The organism is Burkholderia sp. AU6039 (assembly GCF_002223365.1).
Classification (GTDB): domain Bacteria; phylum Pseudomonadota; class Gammaproteobacteria; order Burkholderiales; family Burkholderiaceae; genus Burkholderia.
The window spans coordinates 212298-232106 of record NZ_NKFK01000004.1 but is presented as its reverse complement, the minus strand read 5'-3'; the positions used below and the strand labels follow the sequence as shown (position 1 = coordinate 232106).

Annotated in this window: 14 protein-coding genes; 7 read left to right on the top strand and 7 right to left on the bottom strand. The window is 69.3% G+C overall.

What is annotated here, in order from left to right:
- The first annotated feature begins 32 nt into the window (after positions 1–32).
- Positions 33–2312, top strand: a complete 2280-nt coding sequence (locus CFB39_RS13690; RefSeq protein ID WP_069248599.1) for an arginine/lysine/ornithine decarboxylase — start codon at positions 33–35, stop codon at positions 2310–2312.
- 26 nt (positions 2313–2338) lie between these two features.
- Positions 2339–3151: a lysozyme inhibitor LprI family protein gene (locus CFB39_RS13685; protein ID WP_373452729.1), complete on the top strand. Its 813-nt coding sequence runs from the start codon at positions 2339–2341 to the stop codon at positions 3149–3151.
- 90 nt (positions 3152–3241) lie between these two features.
- Here the strand turns inward: CFB39_RS13685 and CFB39_RS13680 are convergent, their stop codons facing one another.
- The 5 genes from CFB39_RS13680 to CFB39_RS13660 all read right to left on the bottom strand — a co-directional run bounded on the left by CFB39_RS13680 (position 3242) and on the right by CFB39_RS13660 (position 9184).
- Positions 3242–3925, bottom strand: a complete 684-nt coding sequence (locus CFB39_RS13680) for an HAD family phosphatase (protein WP_089473382.1) — start codon at positions 3923–3925, stop codon at positions 3242–3244.
- 94 nt (positions 3926–4019) lie between these two features.
- Positions 4020–5429 (bottom strand): argininosuccinate lyase, encoded by a 1410-nt coding sequence (gene argH / locus CFB39_RS13675; RefSeq protein ID WP_089431567.1) that lies wholly within the window; start codon positions 5427–5429, stop codon positions 4020–4022.
- 114 nt (positions 5430–5543) lie between these two features.
- Complete coding sequence (locus CFB39_RS13670; protein WP_179257688.1) at positions 5544–7907, bottom strand: fimbria/pilus outer membrane usher protein; 2364 nt, start codon at positions 7905–7907, stop codon at positions 5544–5546.
- A 23-nt stretch (positions 7908–7930) separates the two neighbouring features.
- A complete protein-coding gene (locus tag CFB39_RS13665; RefSeq protein ID WP_089426091.1) occupies positions 7931–8641 on the bottom strand; it encodes a molecular chaperone in 711 nt (236 codons plus the stop codon).
- Between the two features lie 6 nt (positions 8642–8647).
- A complete protein-coding gene (locus CFB39_RS13660; RefSeq protein WP_089473381.1) occupies positions 8648–9184 on the bottom strand; it encodes a spore coat U domain-containing protein in 537 nt (178 codons plus the stop codon).
- Positions 9185–9486: 302 nt separating this feature from the next.
- Between CFB39_RS13660 and CFB39_RS13655 the strand changes: the two genes are divergently transcribed.
- The gene (locus tag CFB39_RS13655) at positions 9487–10488 is read left to right on the top strand and encodes a spore coat U domain-containing protein (RefSeq protein ID WP_089473380.1); all 1002 of its coding nucleotides are present in this window, start codon (positions 9487–9489) and stop codon (positions 10486–10488) included.
- Between the two features lie 6 nt (positions 10489–10494).
- Here the strand turns inward: CFB39_RS13655 and CFB39_RS13650 are convergent, their stop codons facing one another.
- Entirely contained in the window at positions 10495–11304 is an 810-nt protein-coding gene (locus CFB39_RS13650; RefSeq protein WP_089473379.1) for a helix-turn-helix transcriptional regulator, read from the bottom strand.
- 215 nt (positions 11305–11519) lie between these two features.
- On the opposite strand from CFB39_RS13650, the gene CFB39_RS13645 reads away from it, so the two are divergent.
- Positions 11520–12272: a class I SAM-dependent methyltransferase gene (locus tag CFB39_RS13645; protein WP_089473378.1), complete on the top strand. Its 753-nt coding sequence runs from the start codon at positions 11520–11522 to the stop codon at positions 12270–12272.
- Positions 12273–12391: 119 nt separating this feature from the next.
- Here the strand turns inward: CFB39_RS13645 and ppc are convergent, their stop codons facing one another.
- Complete coding sequence (gene ppc / locus CFB39_RS13640; protein WP_089473377.1) at positions 12392–15406, bottom strand: phosphoenolpyruvate carboxylase; 3015 nt, start codon at positions 15404–15406, stop codon at positions 12392–12394.
- 207 nt (positions 15407–15613) lie between these two features.
- On the opposite strand from ppc, the gene hemC reads away from it, so the two are divergent.
- Genes hemC through CFB39_RS13625 form a run of 3 tightly spaced genes read left to right on the top strand, consistent with a single transcriptional unit; the run spans position 15614 to position 19778 of the window.
- Positions 15614–16618, top strand: coding sequence for a hydroxymethylbilane synthase (hemC, locus tag CFB39_RS13635; RefSeq protein WP_089426085.1), 1005 nt, complete (start codon positions 15614–15616; stop codon positions 16616–16618).
- Positions 16618–18588 carry a fused uroporphyrinogen-III synthase HemD/membrane protein HemX gene (hemDX, locus tag CFB39_RS13630; protein WP_089473376.1) on the top strand — a complete coding sequence of 657 codons (1971 nt, stop codon included), beginning with the start codon at positions 16618–16620 and terminating at the stop codon, positions 18586–18588. Before hemC ends, hemDX begins: the two co-directional genes overlap by 1 nt.
- Before the next feature lie 2 nt (positions 18589–18590).
- The gene (locus CFB39_RS13625; RefSeq protein ID WP_089426083.1) at positions 18591–19778 is read left to right on the top strand and encodes a heme biosynthesis protein HemY; all 1188 of its coding nucleotides are present in this window, start codon (positions 18591–18593) and stop codon (positions 19776–19778) included.
- Positions 19779–19809: the final 31 nt, after the last annotated feature.

The window sequence follows — 19809 nt, the reverse complement described above, 5'->3', positions numbered from 1 at the left end:
GCGCCGCGGTCGTTCTTTTTGGAGAATCGCCCATGAAGTTTCGTTTCCCCGTCGTCATCATCGACGAAGATTTCCGCTCCGAGAACATCTCGGGCTCCGGCATCCGGGCGTTGGCCGAAGCGATCGAGAAGGAGGGCGTCGAAGTCCTCGGTCTCACGAGCTACGGTGATCTGACGTCGTTCGCGCAGCAGTCGAGCCGCGCGTCGTGCTTCATCCTGTCGATCGACGACGACGAACTCATGCTCGGCGAGACCGGTTCGGACGGCGAGCTGCCCGAGCTCGCGACCGCGATCATCGAGCTGCGCGCGTTCGTCACCGAAGTGCGCCGCCGCAACGCGGACATCCCGATCTTCCTGTACGGCGAGACGCGCACGTCGCGCCACCTGCCGAACGACATCCTGCGCGAGCTGCACGGCTTCATCCACATGTTCGAGGACACGCCGGAGTTCGTCGCACGCCACATCATCCGCGAGGCGAAGGTCTATCTCGACTCGCTCGCGCCGCCGTTCTTCAAGGAGCTCGTGAAGTACGCGGACGAAGGCTCGTACTCGTGGCACTGCCCGGGCCACTCGGGCGGCGTCGCGTTCCTGAAGAACCCGCTCGGCCAGATGTTCCACCAGTTCTTCGGCGAGAACATGCTGCGCGCGGACGTCTGCAACGCAGTGGACGAACTCGGCCAGCTGCTCGACCACACGGGCCCCGTCGCGGCGTCCGAGCGCAACGCGGCGCGCATCTTCAGCGCGGACCACCTGTTCTTCGTGACCAACGGCACGTCGACGTCGAACAAGATCGTCTGGCATGCGACGGTCGCCCCGGGCGACATCGTGCTGGTCGACCGCAACTGCCACAAGTCGATCCTGCACGCGATCACGATGACGGGCGCGATCCCCGTGTTCCTCACGCCGACGCGCAACCATTTCGGCATCATCGGGCCGATCCCGCGCGACGAATTCAAGCCGGAGAACATCCGCAAGAAGATCGAGGCGAACCCGTTCGCGCGCGAAGCGATGCGCGAGAACCCGGACATGAAGCCGCGCATCTTGACGATCACGCAGAGCACGTACGACGGCGTCGTCTACAACGTCGAGATGATCAAGGACCTGCTCGGCGACCTGCTCGACACGCTGCACTTCGACGAAGCGTGGCTGCCGCACGCAACCTTCCACGATTTCTACCGCGACATGCACGCGATCGGCGACGGCCGTCCGCGCACCGGCGCGCTCGTGTTCGCGACGCACTCGACGCACAAGCTGCTCGCGGGCATCTCGCAGGCCTCGCAGATCGTCGTGCAGGATTCGGAGAACCGCACGTTCGACAAGCATCGCTTCAACGAGGCGTACCTGATGCACACGTCCACGAGCCCGCAGTACGCGATCATCGCGTCGTGCGACGTCGCGGCCGCGATGATGGAGCCGCCGGGCGGCACCGCGCTCGTCGAGGAATCGATCGCCGAGGCGATCGACTTCCGCCGCGCGATGCGCAAGGTCGACGCCGAATACGGCGACGACTGGTTCTTCAGCGTGTGGGGCCCGGACAACCTGTCCGAGGAAGGCATCGGTTCGCGCGAGGACTGGATGCTGAAGCCGAACGACCACTGGCACGGCTTCGGCCCGCTGGCGGAAGGCTTCAACATGCTCGACCCGATCAAGGCGACGATCATCACGCCGGGGCTCGACGTCGACGGCGAGTTCGGCGAGACCGGCATTCCGGCCGCGATCGTCACGAAGTACCTGGCCGAGCACGGGATCATCGTCGAGAAGACCGGCCTGTACTCGTTCTTCATCATGTTCACGATCGGCATCACGAAGGGCCGCTGGAACTCGATGGTGACCGAGCTGCAGCAGTTCAAGGACGACTACGACAACAACCAGCCGCTCTGGCGCGTGCTGCCGGAATTCGTCGCGCAGCATCCGCGCTACGAGCGTGTCGGCCTGCGCGACCTGTGCACGCAGATCCACGACGTGTACCGCGCGAACGACATCGCCCGCCTGACGACGGAGATGTACCTGTCGGACATGGAGCCGGCGATGAAGCCGTCGGACGCGTTCGCGAAGCTCGCGCACCGCAAGATCGACCGCGTGCCGCTCGACGAGCTCGAAGGCCGCGTGACGAGCATCCTGCTCACGCCGTACCCGCCGGGCATTCCGCTGCTGATCCCGGGCGAGCGCTTCAACAAGACGATCGTGAACTACTTGCGGTTCGCGCGCGACTTCAACGAACGCTTCCCGGGCTTCCACACCGACATCCACGGCCTCGTCGCGGAAGAGGTGAACGGCCGGGTCGAGTACTTCGTCGACTGCGTGCGCGACTGATGGCGACGCACGGACGAATCCAGGCGATGCGCGCGGCACTGGCCGCGCTCGTCGTCTGGGCGGCAGGGTCGGCAGGGCTGGCGGGCGTCGGCGTCGCGCACGCGGAAGTCGCGGCGGCCGACCCGATCGACGTCGCGATGCGGCAGTGCCTCGCGCGGCGCGACCGGTCTTCGCCGGCCGGCCAGATCCAGTGCATGGGCGAGGCGCAGCAGCAGTGGCAGGCCGTGATGGACGGCGCGTACCAGCGCCTGTTGAAGGATGCGCCGGCCGATGCGAAGCGCGGCTGGCAGGACAGCCAGCGCCATTGGCTCACGTGGCGCAAGGACGAAGTGCATCTGCTGAAGGCCGTGTACGACACCACGCGCGGGACCTCGTACGCGATGTCGAGTGCCGACCTGCAGCTGCAGCCCGTGCGCGACCGTGCACTGGCGCTGCGCGGTGCGGCCGATCGCTATGCGCCAGCACCCGCTGCCGTGCCGGTCGCGGCCACGAGCGGCGCGCAGGGCAGCGCGGGTGATGCCCCGAGCGCGGCCCAGGGCGGGGCCAAACCGAACGCCAAGCCGGCGAACGCGCCGCGCGATCCGGCCGTGCGCCGCGTGCGACCGTGCGAACAGGACGCCGCGTGCGAGCATGCGCTGTTCGACCTGAACCGCTATTACCAGAAGCTGCGCCGCAAGATGCCGGCGCATTCGGCCGCGACGCTCGTGCGCGCGCAGCGCGCGTGGGTCGGGTTCCGCGATGCGACGGCACCGCTCGTCGGCGAGGACGGCCGCGTCGACCTGATCGGCGCGCGCATCGCGACGATGAAGCGGCTGTCGGAGACGGCCGGCAACAAGTAAGCGCAATGGCGACGCCGGTGATCCGGCGAGACGGCAAAAAGCAAAACGGGCACCCGAGAAGGTGCCCGTTTTTCATTTGGCGGCCGTGATTCAGGCGGGCCGTTGCGTATCGAGCCCGCCGAACCACGACGGCACGAGCGCGAGCGCATCGTCGAGCGACGCGAGCACGTGCAGGCTCAGCGCGACGATTTCGGGCGTCGGCGCCTTCAGGTCGGGCACGGTGATGACCGATGCGCCCGCGCCGGCGGCCGATTGCGCGCCGAAGTCGCTGTCCTCGAACGCGACGCAGGCGTGGGCCGGCACGCCGAGGCGTTCGGCCGCGAGCCGGTAGACGGCCGGGTCGGGCTTGCCGCGCGCGACTTCGTCGCCGCCCGCGATCGCGCGGAAGAACGGCAGCACGCCGACCGCGTCGAGCCGCGCACGGATGACCTCACGCGCGGACGACGACGCGACCGCGCACGGAATGCCGGCTTGCGCGAGCGCGTCGAGCAGCGCGAACGCGCCCGGCTTCAGCGGAAACTTCGGATGCGGTTCGGGCGCCGCGAGCTGCTCGCGCACGCGGATGCGCACCGCGTCGAACGTATCGGGGTTGCCGATCAGCCGCGCCAGGATGACCTGGCCTTCGGCGAACGAGCGGCCGACGATCTGCAGGTAGTCGGTGGTGGTCAGCGTGACGCCGTGCGCATTCGACACGTCGATCCACGTGTTCATGATAGTCCGCTCGGAATCGACGAGCAGGCCGTCCATGTCGAAGAGCGCGGCGGAAAAGGTCATCGGCGGCATTCGGGAAGCAGGGCAGGCGATGGGCGGCGCGACGGCCGCCCGAATGAAAAACGGACGCCTAGGGCGTCCGTCCGGAACAGCAGGCTTACTGGCCGAGCGCGGCGCGCGCCGCCTTGACCGCCGCACGCACCTGGTCGGGCGCGGTGCCGCCCGGGTGGTTGCGGCTCGCGACCGAGCCCTCGAGCGTCAGGTAGCCGAACACGTCTTCGCCGATCAGGTGCGCGACGTTCGGCAGTTCCTGCTTCATCTCGTCGAGCGTCAGGTCGGCCAGGTCGATGCCGCGGTCGTCGCAGATCTTCACGGCGTGCGCGACGGCTTCGTGCGCGTCGCGGAACGGCAGGCCGCGTTTCACGAGGTAGTCGGCGAGGTCGGTGGCGGTCGAGAAGCCCTGCAGCGCGGCCGCGCGCATCGCGTCCGGCTTCACGGTGATGCCGGCCACCATCTCGGCGAAGATCCGCAGCGTGTCGGCGACGGTGTCGACCGTGTCGAACAGCGGTTCCTTGTCTTCCTGGTTGTCCTTGTTGTACGCGAGCGGCTGGCCCTTCATCAGCGTCAGCAGCGCCATCAGGTGGCCGTTCACGCGGCCCGTCTTGCCGCGCGCGAGCTCGGGCACGTCCGGGTTCTTCTTCTGCGGCATGATCGAGCTGCCGGTGCAGAAGCGGTCGGCGATGTCGATGAAGCCGACGCGCGGGCTCATCCACAGCACGAGTTCCTCGGAGAAGCGCGACACGTGCGTCATCACGAGCGCGGAAGCCGCCGTGAATTCGATCGCGAAGTCGCGATCCGACACCGCGTCGAGCGAGTTCGCGCAGATGCCGTCGAAGCCGAGCGTCTTCGCCACCGCGTGACGATCGATCGGGTAGCTCGTACCGGCGAGTGCGGCCGCGCCGAGCGGCAGGCGGTTCACGCGGGTGCGGCAGTCGCGCATGCGCTCCGCGTCGCGCGAGAACATCTCGACGTACGCGAGCAGGTGATGGCCGAACGTGACGGGCTGGGCGACCTGCAGGTGCGTGAAGCCCGGCATGATCGTGTCGGCGTTCTGTTCCGCGAGGTCGAGCAGCGCGCCGCGCAGGTCGTTCAGCAGGCCGCCGATGCGGTCGATCTCGCCGCGCAGCCACAGGCGGATGTCGGTCGCGACCTGGTCGTTACGCGAGCGGCCCGTATGCAGACGCTTGCCGGCGTCGCCGATCAGCGCGGTCAGGCGCGCCTCGATGTTCAGGTGGACGTCTTCCAGGTCGAGCTGCCATTCGAATTCGCCGCGCTCGATTTCACCCTTGATCTGCGTCATCCCGCGTTCGATCGCGGCCAGGTCGTCGGCGCTGATGATCTTCTGCGCGGCGAGCATGTTCGCATGCGCGAGCGAGCCGGCGATGTCGACGAGCGCGAGGCGCTTGTCGAAAAATACCGACGACGTGTAGCGCTTGACCAGCTCGGACATCGGTTCCGAGAAGCGGGCCGACCAGGCCTCGCCCTTTTTGTGCAGTTGGGACGTCATGGCGATTCTTCGAAGGGAGATTGAGCGGCGTGCGCCGCCGAGGAATCCGGGGATTTTAGCATTCGCGGCCGGGTGTCCGGCACAAGCCCGCCGCGGGCGGGAGCGGCGCGGGCGCTAGCGCGGCGAGCAGGTCAGCGGGCCGATCCGCGGCAGCGTGCCGTCGTCCGGCCGCCGGTACGCGAAGGCAACCGCGCAATCGTGGCCGTTGCCGGAGATTTCCAGGCGGTTGTGCTCGACGAGGCCGTCGACGAACGTGAGGCCGTCGTAGCCGACGATCGTGCGCTGGCCGTTCTCGACGTCGCGGACTTCGAGCCCCGGTGGCAGCGGCGTACCGTCGGGCGCGTGCAGGATGATCGACGCCGCGCTGTAGCGCGACACGGCGAAATGCGCGAGCACGCCCGAGCGCGCCTGCGGCACGACGTCGAGCGTCGTGTCGGCGATGCGCGCATCGGCCGGTAGCGTCGCGCCGTCGATCGCGACGCGATTGTTCTGGTACGCGTTCAGATCGGGCACCAGCAGGTAGCCGGCGCGGTTGGTCTCGCCGATCAGCCGGTTCTGGTGCAGGACGGGGACGCGCCCCGTATCGGTCGAGACGAGCGCAAAGCTGTCGTCGATGCGGCGCGCCGTCATCAGCCGGCCGTCCATCAGCACGAGCGCGCCCGTGACGTCGACCGACGCGTTGCCGCGCCCGCCGAACGACTGCGCAAGCAGCGTGACTTCGCCGGCGCGGCCGAGATACCGCACTTGACCCTGCCCATAGCGCAGCGCGGCGCTGGTGCCCGCCTGCACGTTCCAGCCGAAGCCGCCGCCGTAGTCGGGCGGGCGCGACGCGTTCACCGCGTAGGTCGATTCGCCGTTCTGCCGGCCCGCGCTGGCCGAGACCGACGTGTTGCCGCCGAGGCCGATGCTCACGCTGGCGAAGAAGCCGCGCGTGTCGCGCTGCCTGAAATCCTGGAACGCGCTGACGGTCAGCGACGTCAGCATGCCGAGATTGACGAGGTACGCGATCGAACCGATGCGCGATGCATCGATGCCCGGGTACTTGAGGCCCAGATAGCTGAACGACAGCGTCTGCGCGCGCAGGAACGGAAACGACACCGTGATGCGGTCCGTGGCGCTCGACACCGGGATGCCCTCGCGCGCACCGAGGTCGCCGTAGCCGCCGAATGCGCGCAGCGTCTGCGCATCGATCGAGACACGCGGCGTCACGTACTGGTAGCCGAAGCCCACCTGCGCGCCGGCGCCGCGCTGTGCGCTGACGGCCAGCGACGCGTTCGCGACGCCGCCGTTGCCGATGCGCGCGAGGACGCCCGCGCCGGCGTTGTAGACGCCGCTCGTCGCTTCCGCGTGCGCCTCGACGGTCAGCCGCTCGCTGATGCCGTAGCGCAGCGACCCGCTCGCCGCCGGCGTGTGGGCGTAGTCGAACGAGGTGATGCCGTACGCGCGTCGCAGGAAACCCGCCTCGACCGAATAGCTCGCGAGGCCCGGCGCGAGCAGGCGCGTATCGATGTACAGCGGAATCGACGTCGACACCGAGCGGCCCAGCGCGTCGCGCGTGACGACGGTGGCGTTGCCCGAGCCGGTGATGCCCGGCACGCTGTTGATCACGAACGGCCCGCCCGGCACGTCGCCGCTGAACTGGCGCACATTGTTCACGTACAGGTCGACCGACGTCGGCACGACCGCGCTGCCGGACAGCGCCGGCACCGGGAACGTCACGAGATCGGGGCGCAGGCCGAAGTTGCTGCGCCATTGCACGCCACCGATGCGCAGCGAGCGCGTCCACGACAGCGACGACGAGATCGTGTCGCCGAACTGCGTGCTCGTGAGCGTCGCCGGGCTCGAGCGCGTCCACGACGTGTCGTAGCGCAGGTAGCGCTGGCGGTCGTCGTACAGGTACGCGATGCCGGTGCTGCTGAAGACGCCGGCCGGGTCGAAATAGCGCGCTTCGCTCCAGATGGCGAGCGGCGAATGGGCGAGGGTCTGCGCGTAGGCATCGTAGTTCAGCACGAAGCCGCGGCCGGCCGTGGCGGGCGGTGCGGCGGTGAGCGCGCGCGTGTCGAACGTGTGCGGAATGCGCAGCGCGTCGGGCACGCGCAGGTCGAGCGTCTGGCGGCTCGTGTCCACGTCGTAGCGCAGCCCCGGGAGCGTGTCGAGCGCGACGAGCGTATTCGAAGGCTCGTGCGTGCGCTCGCCCGTCGCGACGCCGAGATCGTTCAGGTCGGCGGAGGCCGCGTAGAGTCGGCCGTCGATCTGCTGGACGCGGGCGATCCGGTGGGTCGGCTCGCCGTTGAGCGACACGTCGAGAAACAGCACGCCGGGCTCCGGGGCAGCCGCGGGGGCGGGCCGCGCGGGCGCCGGCTCCGCGCGTGCCGCGGCGGCATGCAGCGCCAGCGCGATCGCGAGGGCGGCCGCGAGCCGGGTGTGTCGCGCGGGGGCGTGGGCCCGGTGGGCATGGCGCGTCGTCGGCACGGGCAGCGTGGCGGGTTCGTGCCCGCGCGTCAGGGTGGCGTCAACTGCGCCTCGACCGGCTGCGCGTTGACGGTGGCCTGTACCCTGACGAACGATGCCGCGCGCGCGTCGAGCCTGAGCGGCCAGCGGCGCGTGCTGCCGGCGAGCGCATAGCCGAGCAGGCCGCGTGCGACCTCGTGAGTGGCGCCTTGCGCGTCGACCAGCCGGACCGCGGAAAGCTGCGCCCGCCGTCCGCCGCGATTGTCGACCGCGAGCCGCAGGCCCTGCGCGTCGCGCTCGACGCGCCACGCGAGACGCGGCGGCGCCGGCATCCCGGGCGGCTCGACGAACACGGGCACCGAATAGCGCAGCCGGATCGTGATGCCGTTTTCGACCGGGGTGCCGGGCGCGGGCAGTTCATCGATCAGGACGCGATAGCTTTCCTCGGCTGCCGGCGCGTCGACGGCCGTGCGCACGAGCCGGATCAGCTGCCCGGCGTTCGCGCCGATCTGCAGCAACGGTGGCGATGCGGCCAGCGCGTCGGTCGGCGTCATCACGTCGTCGCCGTTTTCCTGCGTCCAGCGGTACGTGCGGACCTGGCCGTAGATCGGCCGTCCGCCCGGATTGTCGAGCATGACGCTGGCCGCGGCGGCCGACGGCGGCAGCTCGATCGTCACGGGCGTGATCTGCAGCGTGGCCGCTGATACGGCCGCCGCCGACGTGGCCCACAGCGCGGCGAGCGCGCGCGGAAGGAACGCCACGGGGCGTCAGAAGTAGACGGTGGCGGTGACGCTCGCCTGATAGGTGTCGGGCTTCGGTGTCGCCTGCGCCGGCACCTGGCCATACACGTTCAGTGTCTGTGCGGAACCGGTCCCGGTGCCGCCGACCGTGTCCGTTCCCTGCGTGTTGCCCCAGACCGTGGCGTGGCTCGAATCCTGGTAGATCTGGTAGCCGACCGTCGTGCTCGTGTTGCCGTTCGCGGTGCCGGCCATCAGCCGGCTGGCGACCGTCGAGCCCGTGACGGCGCCCGCGTCGAGCCCGACGTTGTACGGCGTCGAGTTCGTACAGGTGACGGACAGGGTGGTCTGCTGGCTGATCGTCGACGCGAGCACGCCGGTCGTGCCGAATGCGAGCGGGTTGGCGGCGATCGTGCAGTTCGCCTGGATCGTCAGCGTGACGTTGAACTGTGCGGTGGCGTTGCCGTTCGAGTAGGTTGCGGCGACGGTGACGGGTTGCAGCGCCGGTGCGAATGCGAAGGCGGTCGCGAGCGCGGTGGAAAGGACACGACGTCGGGTAGCGTTCATTGTGATTATCTCCAGCCGTTCAAGGGATGTCGCCCGGCTCGCGGGTGGCCTCCCGCGTTGTGCCTGCCGTGCCGACGGAACAGCGCTGTCGTTGAAGGAAGACTACTCCACGCTTTCGGGCGCCGGCAATGGTGAAAACGCCGAAGCGGCAGGTTTTGTGCCGGATTCCTGATAGATTGCTGTGGGCGGCTTGACCTGGATCAAGAATCGGCGCGAACGACGCGGTACGCGGCCGGCTACCATCGAGGGGCGCGTGGCCTGGCGACGGTTGTCGCGGGGCGAGCGTGCTTACGGGGAAAACCATGGCGGATGAGCGATTCGACGCGGCGCGCGGCTGGCTGCGCATGCTGTCGTGCCTGCTGCTGGTCGTGGCGCTTGGCGCGCCGTGGGCGTCGGCACGCGCGGATTCCTGTTCGGTCACGCCACCGGCGCCGAGCTTCGGCTCCGTCAGCCCGATCCGGCTGCTGGCCGTCACGACCACCAGCACGATGACCGTCAACTGCACGTGGGATGCGCTGAGCCTGAACACGGGCGTGCTCGTCTGCGTGAACCTCGGCGGCACGAGCCCGCGCTACCTGAGCAACGGGACGAACCAGATGCAGTACGACCTGTACCAGGATTCCGGCTATGCGCAGGCGTGGGGTTCCGTCAGCGCCGGCACCACGCCGATCTCCGTTACGTTGCAGAAACCGTTGCTTGGCACCAGCGCGAGCGCGAACGTCACCGTCTATGGCCGCGTCACGGCCAACCAGCCGACCGTGCCGACCGTGAACAACAGCAGCACGGTCTACACGCAGAGCTTCAGCGGCAACCAGGCGACGTACAGCCAGAGCTTTTCGCTGCTCAGCATCCTGCCGACGCTGACGTGCGCGGCGCAGTCGGCGGCCGGCACGGTGAGCTTCTCCGCCACGGCCACGGTCACCAACGACTGCATCATCACCGCGACGGGCGTCGCGTTTCCGGCCACCGGCGTATTGACGTCTCCGTTGGCGGCGGCCGGGTCGATCAATGCGCGCTGCACGAACGGCGACGCGTTCCAGATTGCGCTGAACGGCGGCGGCAGCGGCAACGTCGCCGCGCGCACAATGTCGCGCGCGGGCGGCGGCGGGGCGGTCGGCTATCAGCTTTACAAGGACGGTGGCTACACGACGCCGTGGGGCGACGGCACGGGCGGCACGTCGATGGCGACGGGGTCGGGCAGCGGACTCGGCCAGACGATCCCCGTGTACGGGCGCGTGCCCGCGCAGACAACCCCCGCGCCGGGCAACTACAGCGACACGATTACCGCAACGATCAGCTTCTGAGTGGCGTCAGTCGCGCACCAGCACGACCAGCTTGAGGTCCTCGCGGTGCGCGGGCTTCAGCGTGATCTGCTGGTACACGAGGCGGCCGTCGGCCGGATGGTCGAATTCGCGCAGGCCGCCTTCGCGTTCGAACACGTCCTGCGATGCCCAGTACTGCGCGAAAGCGTCGCTGCCGGCGGTCAGCGCGTCGATCAGTGCGCGCGTCGGCGCATCGGTCAGGTGACGGATCGAATCGGCGCGGAATTCGGCCGCGAGCCGCCGCGCGCGGGTTTCCCAGTCGACGATCAGCGTGCGTGCGGCCGCCGACATGAACGTGAAGCGCAGCAGGTTGCGGTCGTGCTCGCCGTCGAGCCAGCCGGAAAAGAGCGTGGCGGCCGGCGCATTCCAGGCGAGGGCGTTCCATTGCCGGTCGAGCACGTACGCGGGCGTCGCGATGGCCGCGACGGTCGCGGCGAGCGTCGGCGGCAGGTCGCCGCCCGCGACGTCGGGCTCGGCCGGGTCGCGCTGCGCGGCCAGCTCGAACAGATACGCGCGCTCGGCCTTCGACAGTTGCAGCGCGACGGCGATCCGCGCGAGCGCGTCGGCCGACGCCGACACCGGGCGGCCCTGTTCGATCCACGTGTACCAGGTCGGGCTGACGCCGCACAGTTGCGCGACTTCCTCGCGCCGCAGCCCCGGCGTGCGGCGGCGCGGGCCGGGCGGCAGGCCGACGGCCTGCGGCGACAGCCGCTCGCGGTGGGCGCGGATGAATTCGCCGAGTGCGCGGGCGGGCGAGGCGTCGAGCGGCGGGACGGGAGCGGAGGACGGGTGGTTCATGCGGAAACGGCGAAATGGAAACGGGGGCGCGGCAATGGTCAGGCAGGTGTATCGAATACCAGAATAACTGCTTAACTTGTACTGGTACAAACGCAGGCCTATTGTAGCGGCTCGCGCGCTGGCAGGGCAGCGCGCGTCCCACAAAACGCGTTGCATGGGGCCGGAGCAGAGGCGGAGGCGTCTGTCGCACCGGCAACGGTACAAAGGAGCGAACGATGAAACACCACGACCAGGTCGCCGACGCATTCGGCACGACGGCCGCCGCCTATCTGACGAGCACGGTCCACGCGACGGGCGCCGATCTGCAGACGCTCGCGGACGCGGTGCGCGCGACGCCCGACGCCACGGTGCTCGATCTCGGCTGCGGCGCCGGCCATGCGAGCTTCGCGGTCGCGCCGCACGTGCGCGACGTGGTCGCCTACGATCTCGCCGCGCCGATGCTCGCGACGGTCGACGCCGCCGCGCGCGAACGCGGGCTCGCGAACCTCCGTACGCAGCAGGGGCCGGCCGAGCAACTGCCGTTCGAGACGGCGACGTTCGACTGGGTCGTGAGCCGGATGAGCGCGCATCACTGGCACGACATGCGCGCGGCGCTCGCCGAAGTGCGCCGCGTGCTGAAACCGGGCGGCCGCGTGTTGATGATCGATATCGCCGGCAACGACCACCCGCTTCTCGATACGTACCTGCAGGCCGCGGAAGTGTTGCGCGATGCGTCGCACGTGCGCGACTACCGGGCGGACGAATGGCTCGTGATGTTCCGCGAAGCCGGCTTCGACGCGCACGTGCACAGCCGCTGGCGGCTGCCGATCGATTTCGATACGTGGGTCGCGCGCATCCGCACGCCGGCCGACAGCGTCACCGGCATTCGCGCGCTGTGGGCGCATGCGCCGGACGAGGTGCGCGGCTACTACGCGGTGCAGCCCGACGGTTCGTTCGAACACGACGCGTTGCTGATCGACGCGCACTGAGCGCGAGGTGCACCGGCACGGTTTCGCCGGCGCATGAAAAAAGCCGCGATACGCATCATCGCGTATCGCGGCTTTCAAGACGTCAGTCGGCGCGGGAATCACACCGCGCCGCACGCGGATCAGCCCGTGTTGCGCAGGCCGGCCGCGATCCCGTTGATCGTCAGGTGAATCCCGCGGCGCAGCCGCGCGTTCGTGTCGCCCGCACGGTGGCGCTTGATCAGCTCGACCTGCAGGTGGTTCAGCGGATCGAGATACGGGAAGCGGTTCTTGATCGAGCGCGCGAGCAGCGGGTTGGTCGCGAGGCGGCCTTCGTGCCCGGTGATTTCCGCCAGCGCCTGCGACGTGCGCTCCCATTCCGCGACGATCCGCTCGAACACGTGCTTGCGCAGCTTGCGGTCGGAAACGAGCTGCGCGTAGCGCGACGCGACCGCGAGGTCGGTCTTCGCGAGCACCATGTCCATGTTCGACAGCAGGTTCGAGAAGAACGGCCAGGTCTTGTTCATCTTCTTCAGCAGCGCGACGCGCTTCGTGCGCTCGGCGTCGTCCTGCGCGCCGTCGAGATACGCGCTCACCGCGCTGCCGAAGCCGTACCAGCCCGTCAGCAGCAGCCGGCACTGGCCCCACGAAAAGCCCCACGGAATCGCGCGCAGGTCCTCGATCTTGCGCTGCTTCGGATCCTGCAGCTTGCGCGACGCCGGGCGGCTGCCGATGTTCAGCTCGGCGATCTCGGTGATCGGCGTCGACGAGAAGAAGTAGTCGGTGAAGCCCGGGGTTTCATAGACGAGCGCGCGGTACGCGGCCATCGCCGAATCGGACAGCGTCTGCATCGCGGCCTCGAACGCCGGCAACTGCGCGGGCGCATTGTTCTGCGGCAGGAGCGTGGCTTCGAGCGTCGCGGCGACGACCGTCTCGAGGTTGCGGCGGCCGATCTCCGGGTTCGCGAACTTGCTCGCGATCACCTCGCCCTGTTCGGTCAGGCGGATCTGGCCGTTCACGGTGCCCGGCGGCTGCGACAGGATCGCCTGGTAGGTCGGGCCGCCGCCGCGGCCGACCGTGCCGCCGCGGCCGTGGAACAGCCGCAGCGTGATCTTGCGGTCACGGAACAGGTCGACGAGCGCGAGCTCCGCACGATACAGCTCCCAGTTCGACGTGAGGAAGCCGCCGTCCTTGTTGCTGTCCGAATAGCCGAGCATGACTTCCTGCTCGGCGCCCTGGTGTGCGATCAGCGCGTCGATGCCCGGCAGTGCGAAGTACTCGCGCATGATGCGCGCGGCGTCGCGCAGGTCGGGAATCGTCTCGAACAGCGGGATCACCATCAGGCTGTTCTTCGCATCGCCGCCCGGGACGCCGAGCGCGCCTTCGAGCAGGCCCGTCTCCTTCTGCAGCAGCAGCACCTCGACGAGGTCGCTGACGGTTTCCGTATGCGAAATGATGTAGTTGCGTACCGCACGTGCGCCGAATTGCGCGCGGACTTCGCGCGCCTTCTCGAACACGCCGAGCTCGCTCTGCGCGAGCGCCGAGTATTCGAAATACGGCGAGCGCAGCGGACGCGGATCGGCGAGGGCGGCGAGCAGCACGCGCAGCTTGTCTTCCTCGGCGAGCGCCGCGTAGTCGGCCTCGACGCCCGCGCGGGCGAACAGTTCGGCGACCACGGCTTCGTGGATGTCGGAGCTCTGGCGCAGGTCGATGCTCGCGAGATGGAAGCCGAACACTTCGGCCGCACGCACGAGCGGCGCGAGGCGCGGCGCGGCGAGCGACGTGCCGTGGTGTTCGTCGAGCGACGCGGTCAGCACCTTCAGGTCGGCGACGAACGCTTCGGAATCCGCGTACGGGATCGCACGCACGGGCGGCGCGCCGCGGCCTGCGCTGCGCACCGGCACCGTGCCTTCGCCGAGACGCACGCGCGCGCTCGCGGCGAGGCGCGTATAGATGCCGATCAGCGCGCGGCGATACGGTTCGTCGACGCGGTGCGGCGACTGGTCGGGGGAAGCTGCCGCGAGCGCCTTCACGGCGTCGTTCGCACCGACGAGCAGGTTCGACACCGACAGCTCGGCGCCGAGCTTGTGCACCTGTTCGAGATAGTGCTCGAGGATCACCGCGGCCTGGCGGTTGATCGCCTCGTCGAGCGTCGGCGCGGTCACGTTCGGGTTGCCGTCGCGGTCGCCGCCGATCCAGCTGCCCATCTGGAAGAACGCGGGTACGCGCGCGGACAGGCCGTGCTCGGCGAGCGCGGCCTCGATGTCGCCATACAGCGCGGGCAGTTCGTCGAGGAACGTCGCGCGGTAGTACGACAGCGCGTTCTCGATCTCGTCGCCGACCGTCAGGCGCGAGTCGCGCAGCATGCGGGTCTGCCACAGCGCGGTGACGCGCGCGCGCAGCATCGATTCGTTGTGCTGGCGCTCGCGGCTCGTCAATTCCTGGTCGCGTTCGGCGAGCAGGCGCGCGATGTCGTGCTGGGCGTCGAGGATGCTCTTGCGCTGCACTTCGGTCGGGTGCGCGGTCAGCACCGGCACGATCAGCGCATCGTCGAAGAAGCGCTGCAGCAGGCGCTTCGACGCGTTGCCGGTCGTCTTCAGTTGTTCGAGCGCGTAAGCGACCGTGCCGGGCTGCGACGCGGAGCCGGCCAGCGCATGGATGCGGCGGCGGCGGTTGTGGTGGCGGTCTTCCGCGATGTTAGCGAGGTGCGAGAAATAGCTGAACGCGCGCACGACGCTCACCGTCTGCTCCGGCGTCAGCTTGCGCAGCTTCTTCTCGAGCGTCTGCGCGGCTTCGCTGTCGTCCTCGCGGCGGAACTTGACCGCGGTCTGGCGGATCGTCTCGACGACGTCGAACACGGTATCGCCTTCCTGCTCGCGCACGACGTCGCCGAGCAGGCGGCCGAGGAAGCGGATGTCTTCGAACAGCGGGCCGTCCTTGTCCTCGCGCGTGCGCGTGCCGGACTTCGGCGCGGCGGCCGTGCGGGCAGCCGGGCCGGTGGCTTTCGTCGTGCGTTTTGTCTGACGTATCGGGTCTTTCGGTTTCGTTGCCGTTTTCGCACGGCCGTTCGCGGCGGTGGCGACGGTGTCCGTCGAGGCGTCGGAGGAGGACAGGGCAGCATTGCGGCGCGCCGTACGCGCCGATCCGGAAGACTTCACGATGGGTTTCCTTGGGAAAGCTCGAGTCAAAAGGAACTGCGGAAACTGCGAAACTGCGGTCAAGCAACCAGCTACGTGCGGCACATCCGCGCATCGGCGCCGCGACCCGCTCGGCGGCAGGCCGGGCGCAGGCTCCAGGCCCGGGCGGGCAGGGGCGTGCGTGCTACCATTGTTCGATCTTCAATCCCGTCCTTCGATGTTCCAGCAATGAATTCCGAGACCCCCGCGGCCGGGCCGCAACAGGCACAGTCGCCCGCGACGTTGACGATTGCTTCGCGCGAGAGCCGCCTGGCGATGTGGCAAGCCGAACATGTGCGTGATGCGCTGCGCAAATTATATCCAGCTTGTGACGTGAAAATCCTCGGGATGACGACGCGCGGCGACCAGATTCTCGATCGCACGCTGTCGAAAGTCGGCGGCAAGGGCCTGTTCGTGAAGGAACTGGAGGCCGCGCTGGCCGACGGCCGTGCCGATCTCGCCGTGCATTCGCTGAAGGACGTGCCGATGGCGCTGCCCGACGGCTTCTCGCTCGCCGCGATCATGGAACGTGAGGACCCGCGCGATGCATTCGTGTCGAACGACTACGCGTCGCTCGACGCGCTGCCGGCCGGCGCCGTGGTCGGTACGTCGAGCCTGCGCCGCGAGGCGATGCTGCGCTCGCGCTACCCGCACCTGGACGTGCTGCCGCTGCGCGGCAACCTCGACACGCGCCTCGCGAAGCTCGATCGCGGCGACTACGCGGCGATCATCCTCGCGGCCGCCGGCCTGAAGCGCCTCGGCCTGGAAGCGCGCATTCGCACGCTGATCGACGTCGAAGCCAGCCCGCCCGCGGCCGGCCAGGGCGCGCTCGGCATCGAGATCGCATCGCACCGCGACGACGTCGCCGCATGGCTCGCACCGCTGCACGACCCGCAGACCGCGCTCGCGGTCGAGGCCGAGCGGATGGTGTCGCGCGCGCTCGGCGGCAGCTGCGAGGTGCCGCTCGCCGCGCACGCGGTGTGGCGCGCGGGCGAACTGTACCTGACGGGCCGTGTGTCGACGACCGACGGCAAGCGCGTGCTGACGGCCGAGGAGTGCGGGGCCGTCATGACCGTCGCCGATGCGCTCGCGCTCGGCCGCGCCGTGTCCGACGAGCTCGAGGCGCAAGGCGCGCTCGACATCGTCCGGGCGCTGCTCGCGGGCTCGCAGGCCGCCGGCAAGGGCGACGCCTGATGGCGGGCGGCGCGCGCGCGTTCACCGCTGTCCTGACGCGCCCGGACGGCCAGTCCGGCGCGCTTGCGTCGCAACTGGCCGAGGCCGGCTGCGACGTGCTCGAATTCCCGTTGATCGACATTGCGCCGGTCGACGATCCCGCGCCGCTCGACGCGGCATTCGCGGCGCTCGCCGACTACGCGCTGGTGATTTTCGTCTCGCCGAACGCGATCGACCGCGCGCTCGCGCAGTACGGCGCGATCTGGCCGAACGCGCTGCCGGTCGGCGTGGTCGGGCCCGGCAGCGTCGCGGCGCTCGAGCGTCACGGCATCGCGGCGCCCGCGCATCGCGTGATCGCGCCGCAGGCGCCGGCCGACGGCGGCGTACCCCATTACGATTCGGAAAGCCTGTTCGCGTGCATCGAGGCCGCGTTCGGCGGCGCGCAGGCGCTGGCGGGCAAGCGCGTGCTGATCGTGCGCGGCGACGGCGGTCGCGAATGGCTCGCCGAACGATTGCGCGAGGCCGGCGCGGACGTCACGCTCGTCGCCGCGTACCGGCGCGTCGTGCCCGAGCCGCGTGTCGGCGCGTGGGAGCGCGTGCATGCGCTGCTCCACGGCGAACCGCATGCGTGGCTCGTCACGAGCTCGGAAGGCGTGCGCAACCTGCACGAACTCGCGCGGGCGCACCTGAACGATGCCGAGATCGACGCGCTGAAGCGCGCGCCGCTCGTGACGCCGCATCCGCGGATCGAGCAGACCGCGCGTTCATTGGGTTTTGATAGGATTACGCTGACCGGCGCGGGCGATGAGCGCATCGTCCGCGCGTTTCGAACGATGGCCGAGGAGGCCGTCCAACCGGCGACAGCCGCACCGGTGACTAAACGCATGACAGATACCAACGATTCCAAAAGCGTCGCTTCCCAGCCGGCCGCTGCATCCGCACCGCCGTCACGACCCGCCTACATGGGCGCCGAACCACCCGCGCGCCGCGGCGGCAGCGCGGTGCTGTGGTTCGTCGTCGTCGTGCTCGGCTGCGCGGCGGGCGTCGGCGGCTACGCGCTGAACCGCAAGATCGATCGGCTCGACGGCACGTTCGTCACGCGCCAGAAGGCGCTCGATGCGCAGACGGCCGAGACGCGCATGAAGACCGAGCAGGCGCTCGCGAGCACGCACCAGGTCGACACACAGCTTGCGCAGCTCGACGGCAAGCTCGCCGACGCGCAGAGCGCGCAGCAGGCGCTGCAGCAGCAATACCAGGATCTGTCGCGCAACCGCGATGCGTGGATGCTCGAGGAAGTCGACCAGATGCTGTCGAGCGCGAGCCAGCAGCTTCAACTGACCGGCAACACGCAGCTCGCGCTGATCGCGCTGCAGAACGCCGACGCGCGCCTCGCCACGTCGCAGAGCGCGCAGGCCGTCACGGTCCGCAAGGCACTCGCGCTGGACATCGAGAAGCTGAAGGCCGCACCGGCGGCCGACCTCACGGGCCTGGCGATCAAGCTCGACGATGCGATCGCGAAGATCGACGCGCTGCCGCTGTCCGGCGAGGCGATCGTCCCGCACGAGGCGCCGAAGGCCGTGCCGGCCGACGCCGCGTCGTCGGCCGTGGCCGGCGAGCCGCGCTGGAAGGTGTGGTGGCACGACTTCTCGGCCGGCCTCGGCCAGCAGTTGAAGGGGCTCGTGCAGGTGCGCCGCATCGACAACGCGGATGCGATGCTCGCGTCGCCCGACCAGGGCTACTTCGTGCGCGAGAACGTGAAGCTGCGCCTGCTGACCGCCCGCCTGTCGCTGCTCGCGCGCAACGACAGCGCGATGAAGGCCGACCTGCACGCCGCACAGGCGTCGCTCGGGAAGTATTTCGACCAGGCATCGAAGGACACGCAGACCGTCGAGGATCTGCTCAAGCAGGTTGACGGCGCATCGCTGACGGTTGCGGTGCCGAACCTGAACACGAGCCTGAACGCCGTTCAGCAGTTCAAGAGCCGGGGGTAACGATGACGCTTCGAGGAATCGTCTGGCTCGCGGTCCTGTTCGCGATCGCCGCGGCGCTCGCCACCGTCGGCCGTTTTGACGCGGGGCAGGTACTGCTCGTCTATCCGCCGTACCGGATCGACGTGTCGCTGAACCTGTTCGTGATCGCGATCGTCGTGCTGTTCATCGTCGTGTATGCGCTGCTGCGCATCGTGCGCAACATCTGGCGCATGCCGCAGCGGGTCGCCGCGTATCGGGCGCGCTCGCGCAACGAGAAGGCACAGGCATCGCTGCGCGACGCGATCGCGAACCTGTATGCGGGCCGCTTCTCGCGCGCGGAGAAGGCCGCGCGTGAAGCGCTGTCGGTCGATGCGAACCTGGGTGCCGCGAGTCTCGTCGGGGCCACCGCCGCGCACCGGATGCACGAGTACACGCGCCGCGACGACTGGCTGTCGAAGGTCGACGCGCCGGAATGGCAGGATGCACGGCTGCTCGCCGCGGCCGACATGCGCGCGGATGCGCGTGATGCCGACGGCGCGCTTGCCGCGCTGGCCGACCTGCAGGCGGGCGGCAAGCGCATCCATGCGCAACAGGTCGCGCTGCGCGCGCAGCAGCAGTTGAAGAACTGGGCCGAGGTGCTGAAGCTCGCGAAGGCGCTCGAGAAGCGCGAGGCGCTGCATCCGGCGGCGGCCGTGCGGCTGCGCCAGCAGGCCGCGGAAAACCTGCTGCGCGAACGCCGGCACGACCCGGACGCGCTGCTCGAGGTGTGGCAGTCGCTGTCGCCGGCCGAGCGCCAGTCGCCGCGTCTCGCCGATCTCGCCGCCGATCTGCTCGTGCCGCTCGAGCGCCGCAACGAAGCGCGCCGCATCGTCGAGGATGCACTCGCGCACAACTGGGATGCGCGCCTGCTGCGCCGTTATCCGGATACGGCCGGCGCCGATGCGCTGCCGCTGATCCAGAAGGCGGAAGGGTGGAAGAAGGATCACCCGGAGGATGCCGACCTGCTGTTCGCACTCGGTCGCCTGTGCCAGCAGCAGCAGCTGTGGGGCAAGGCGCAGTCGTTCCTCGAATCGGCACTGAAGCTGGCCGACAACGAGGCGCTGAAGGTGCGTGCGCATCGCGCGCTCGCGCGGCTGTTCGAGCATCTCGGCGAAACCGACAAGGCGGCGAAGCATTACCGCGAAAGCGCGCTGGCGATTACCGTGGTCTGATGCCGGTCACTCGGGCCGCCTGCTGCAGGCG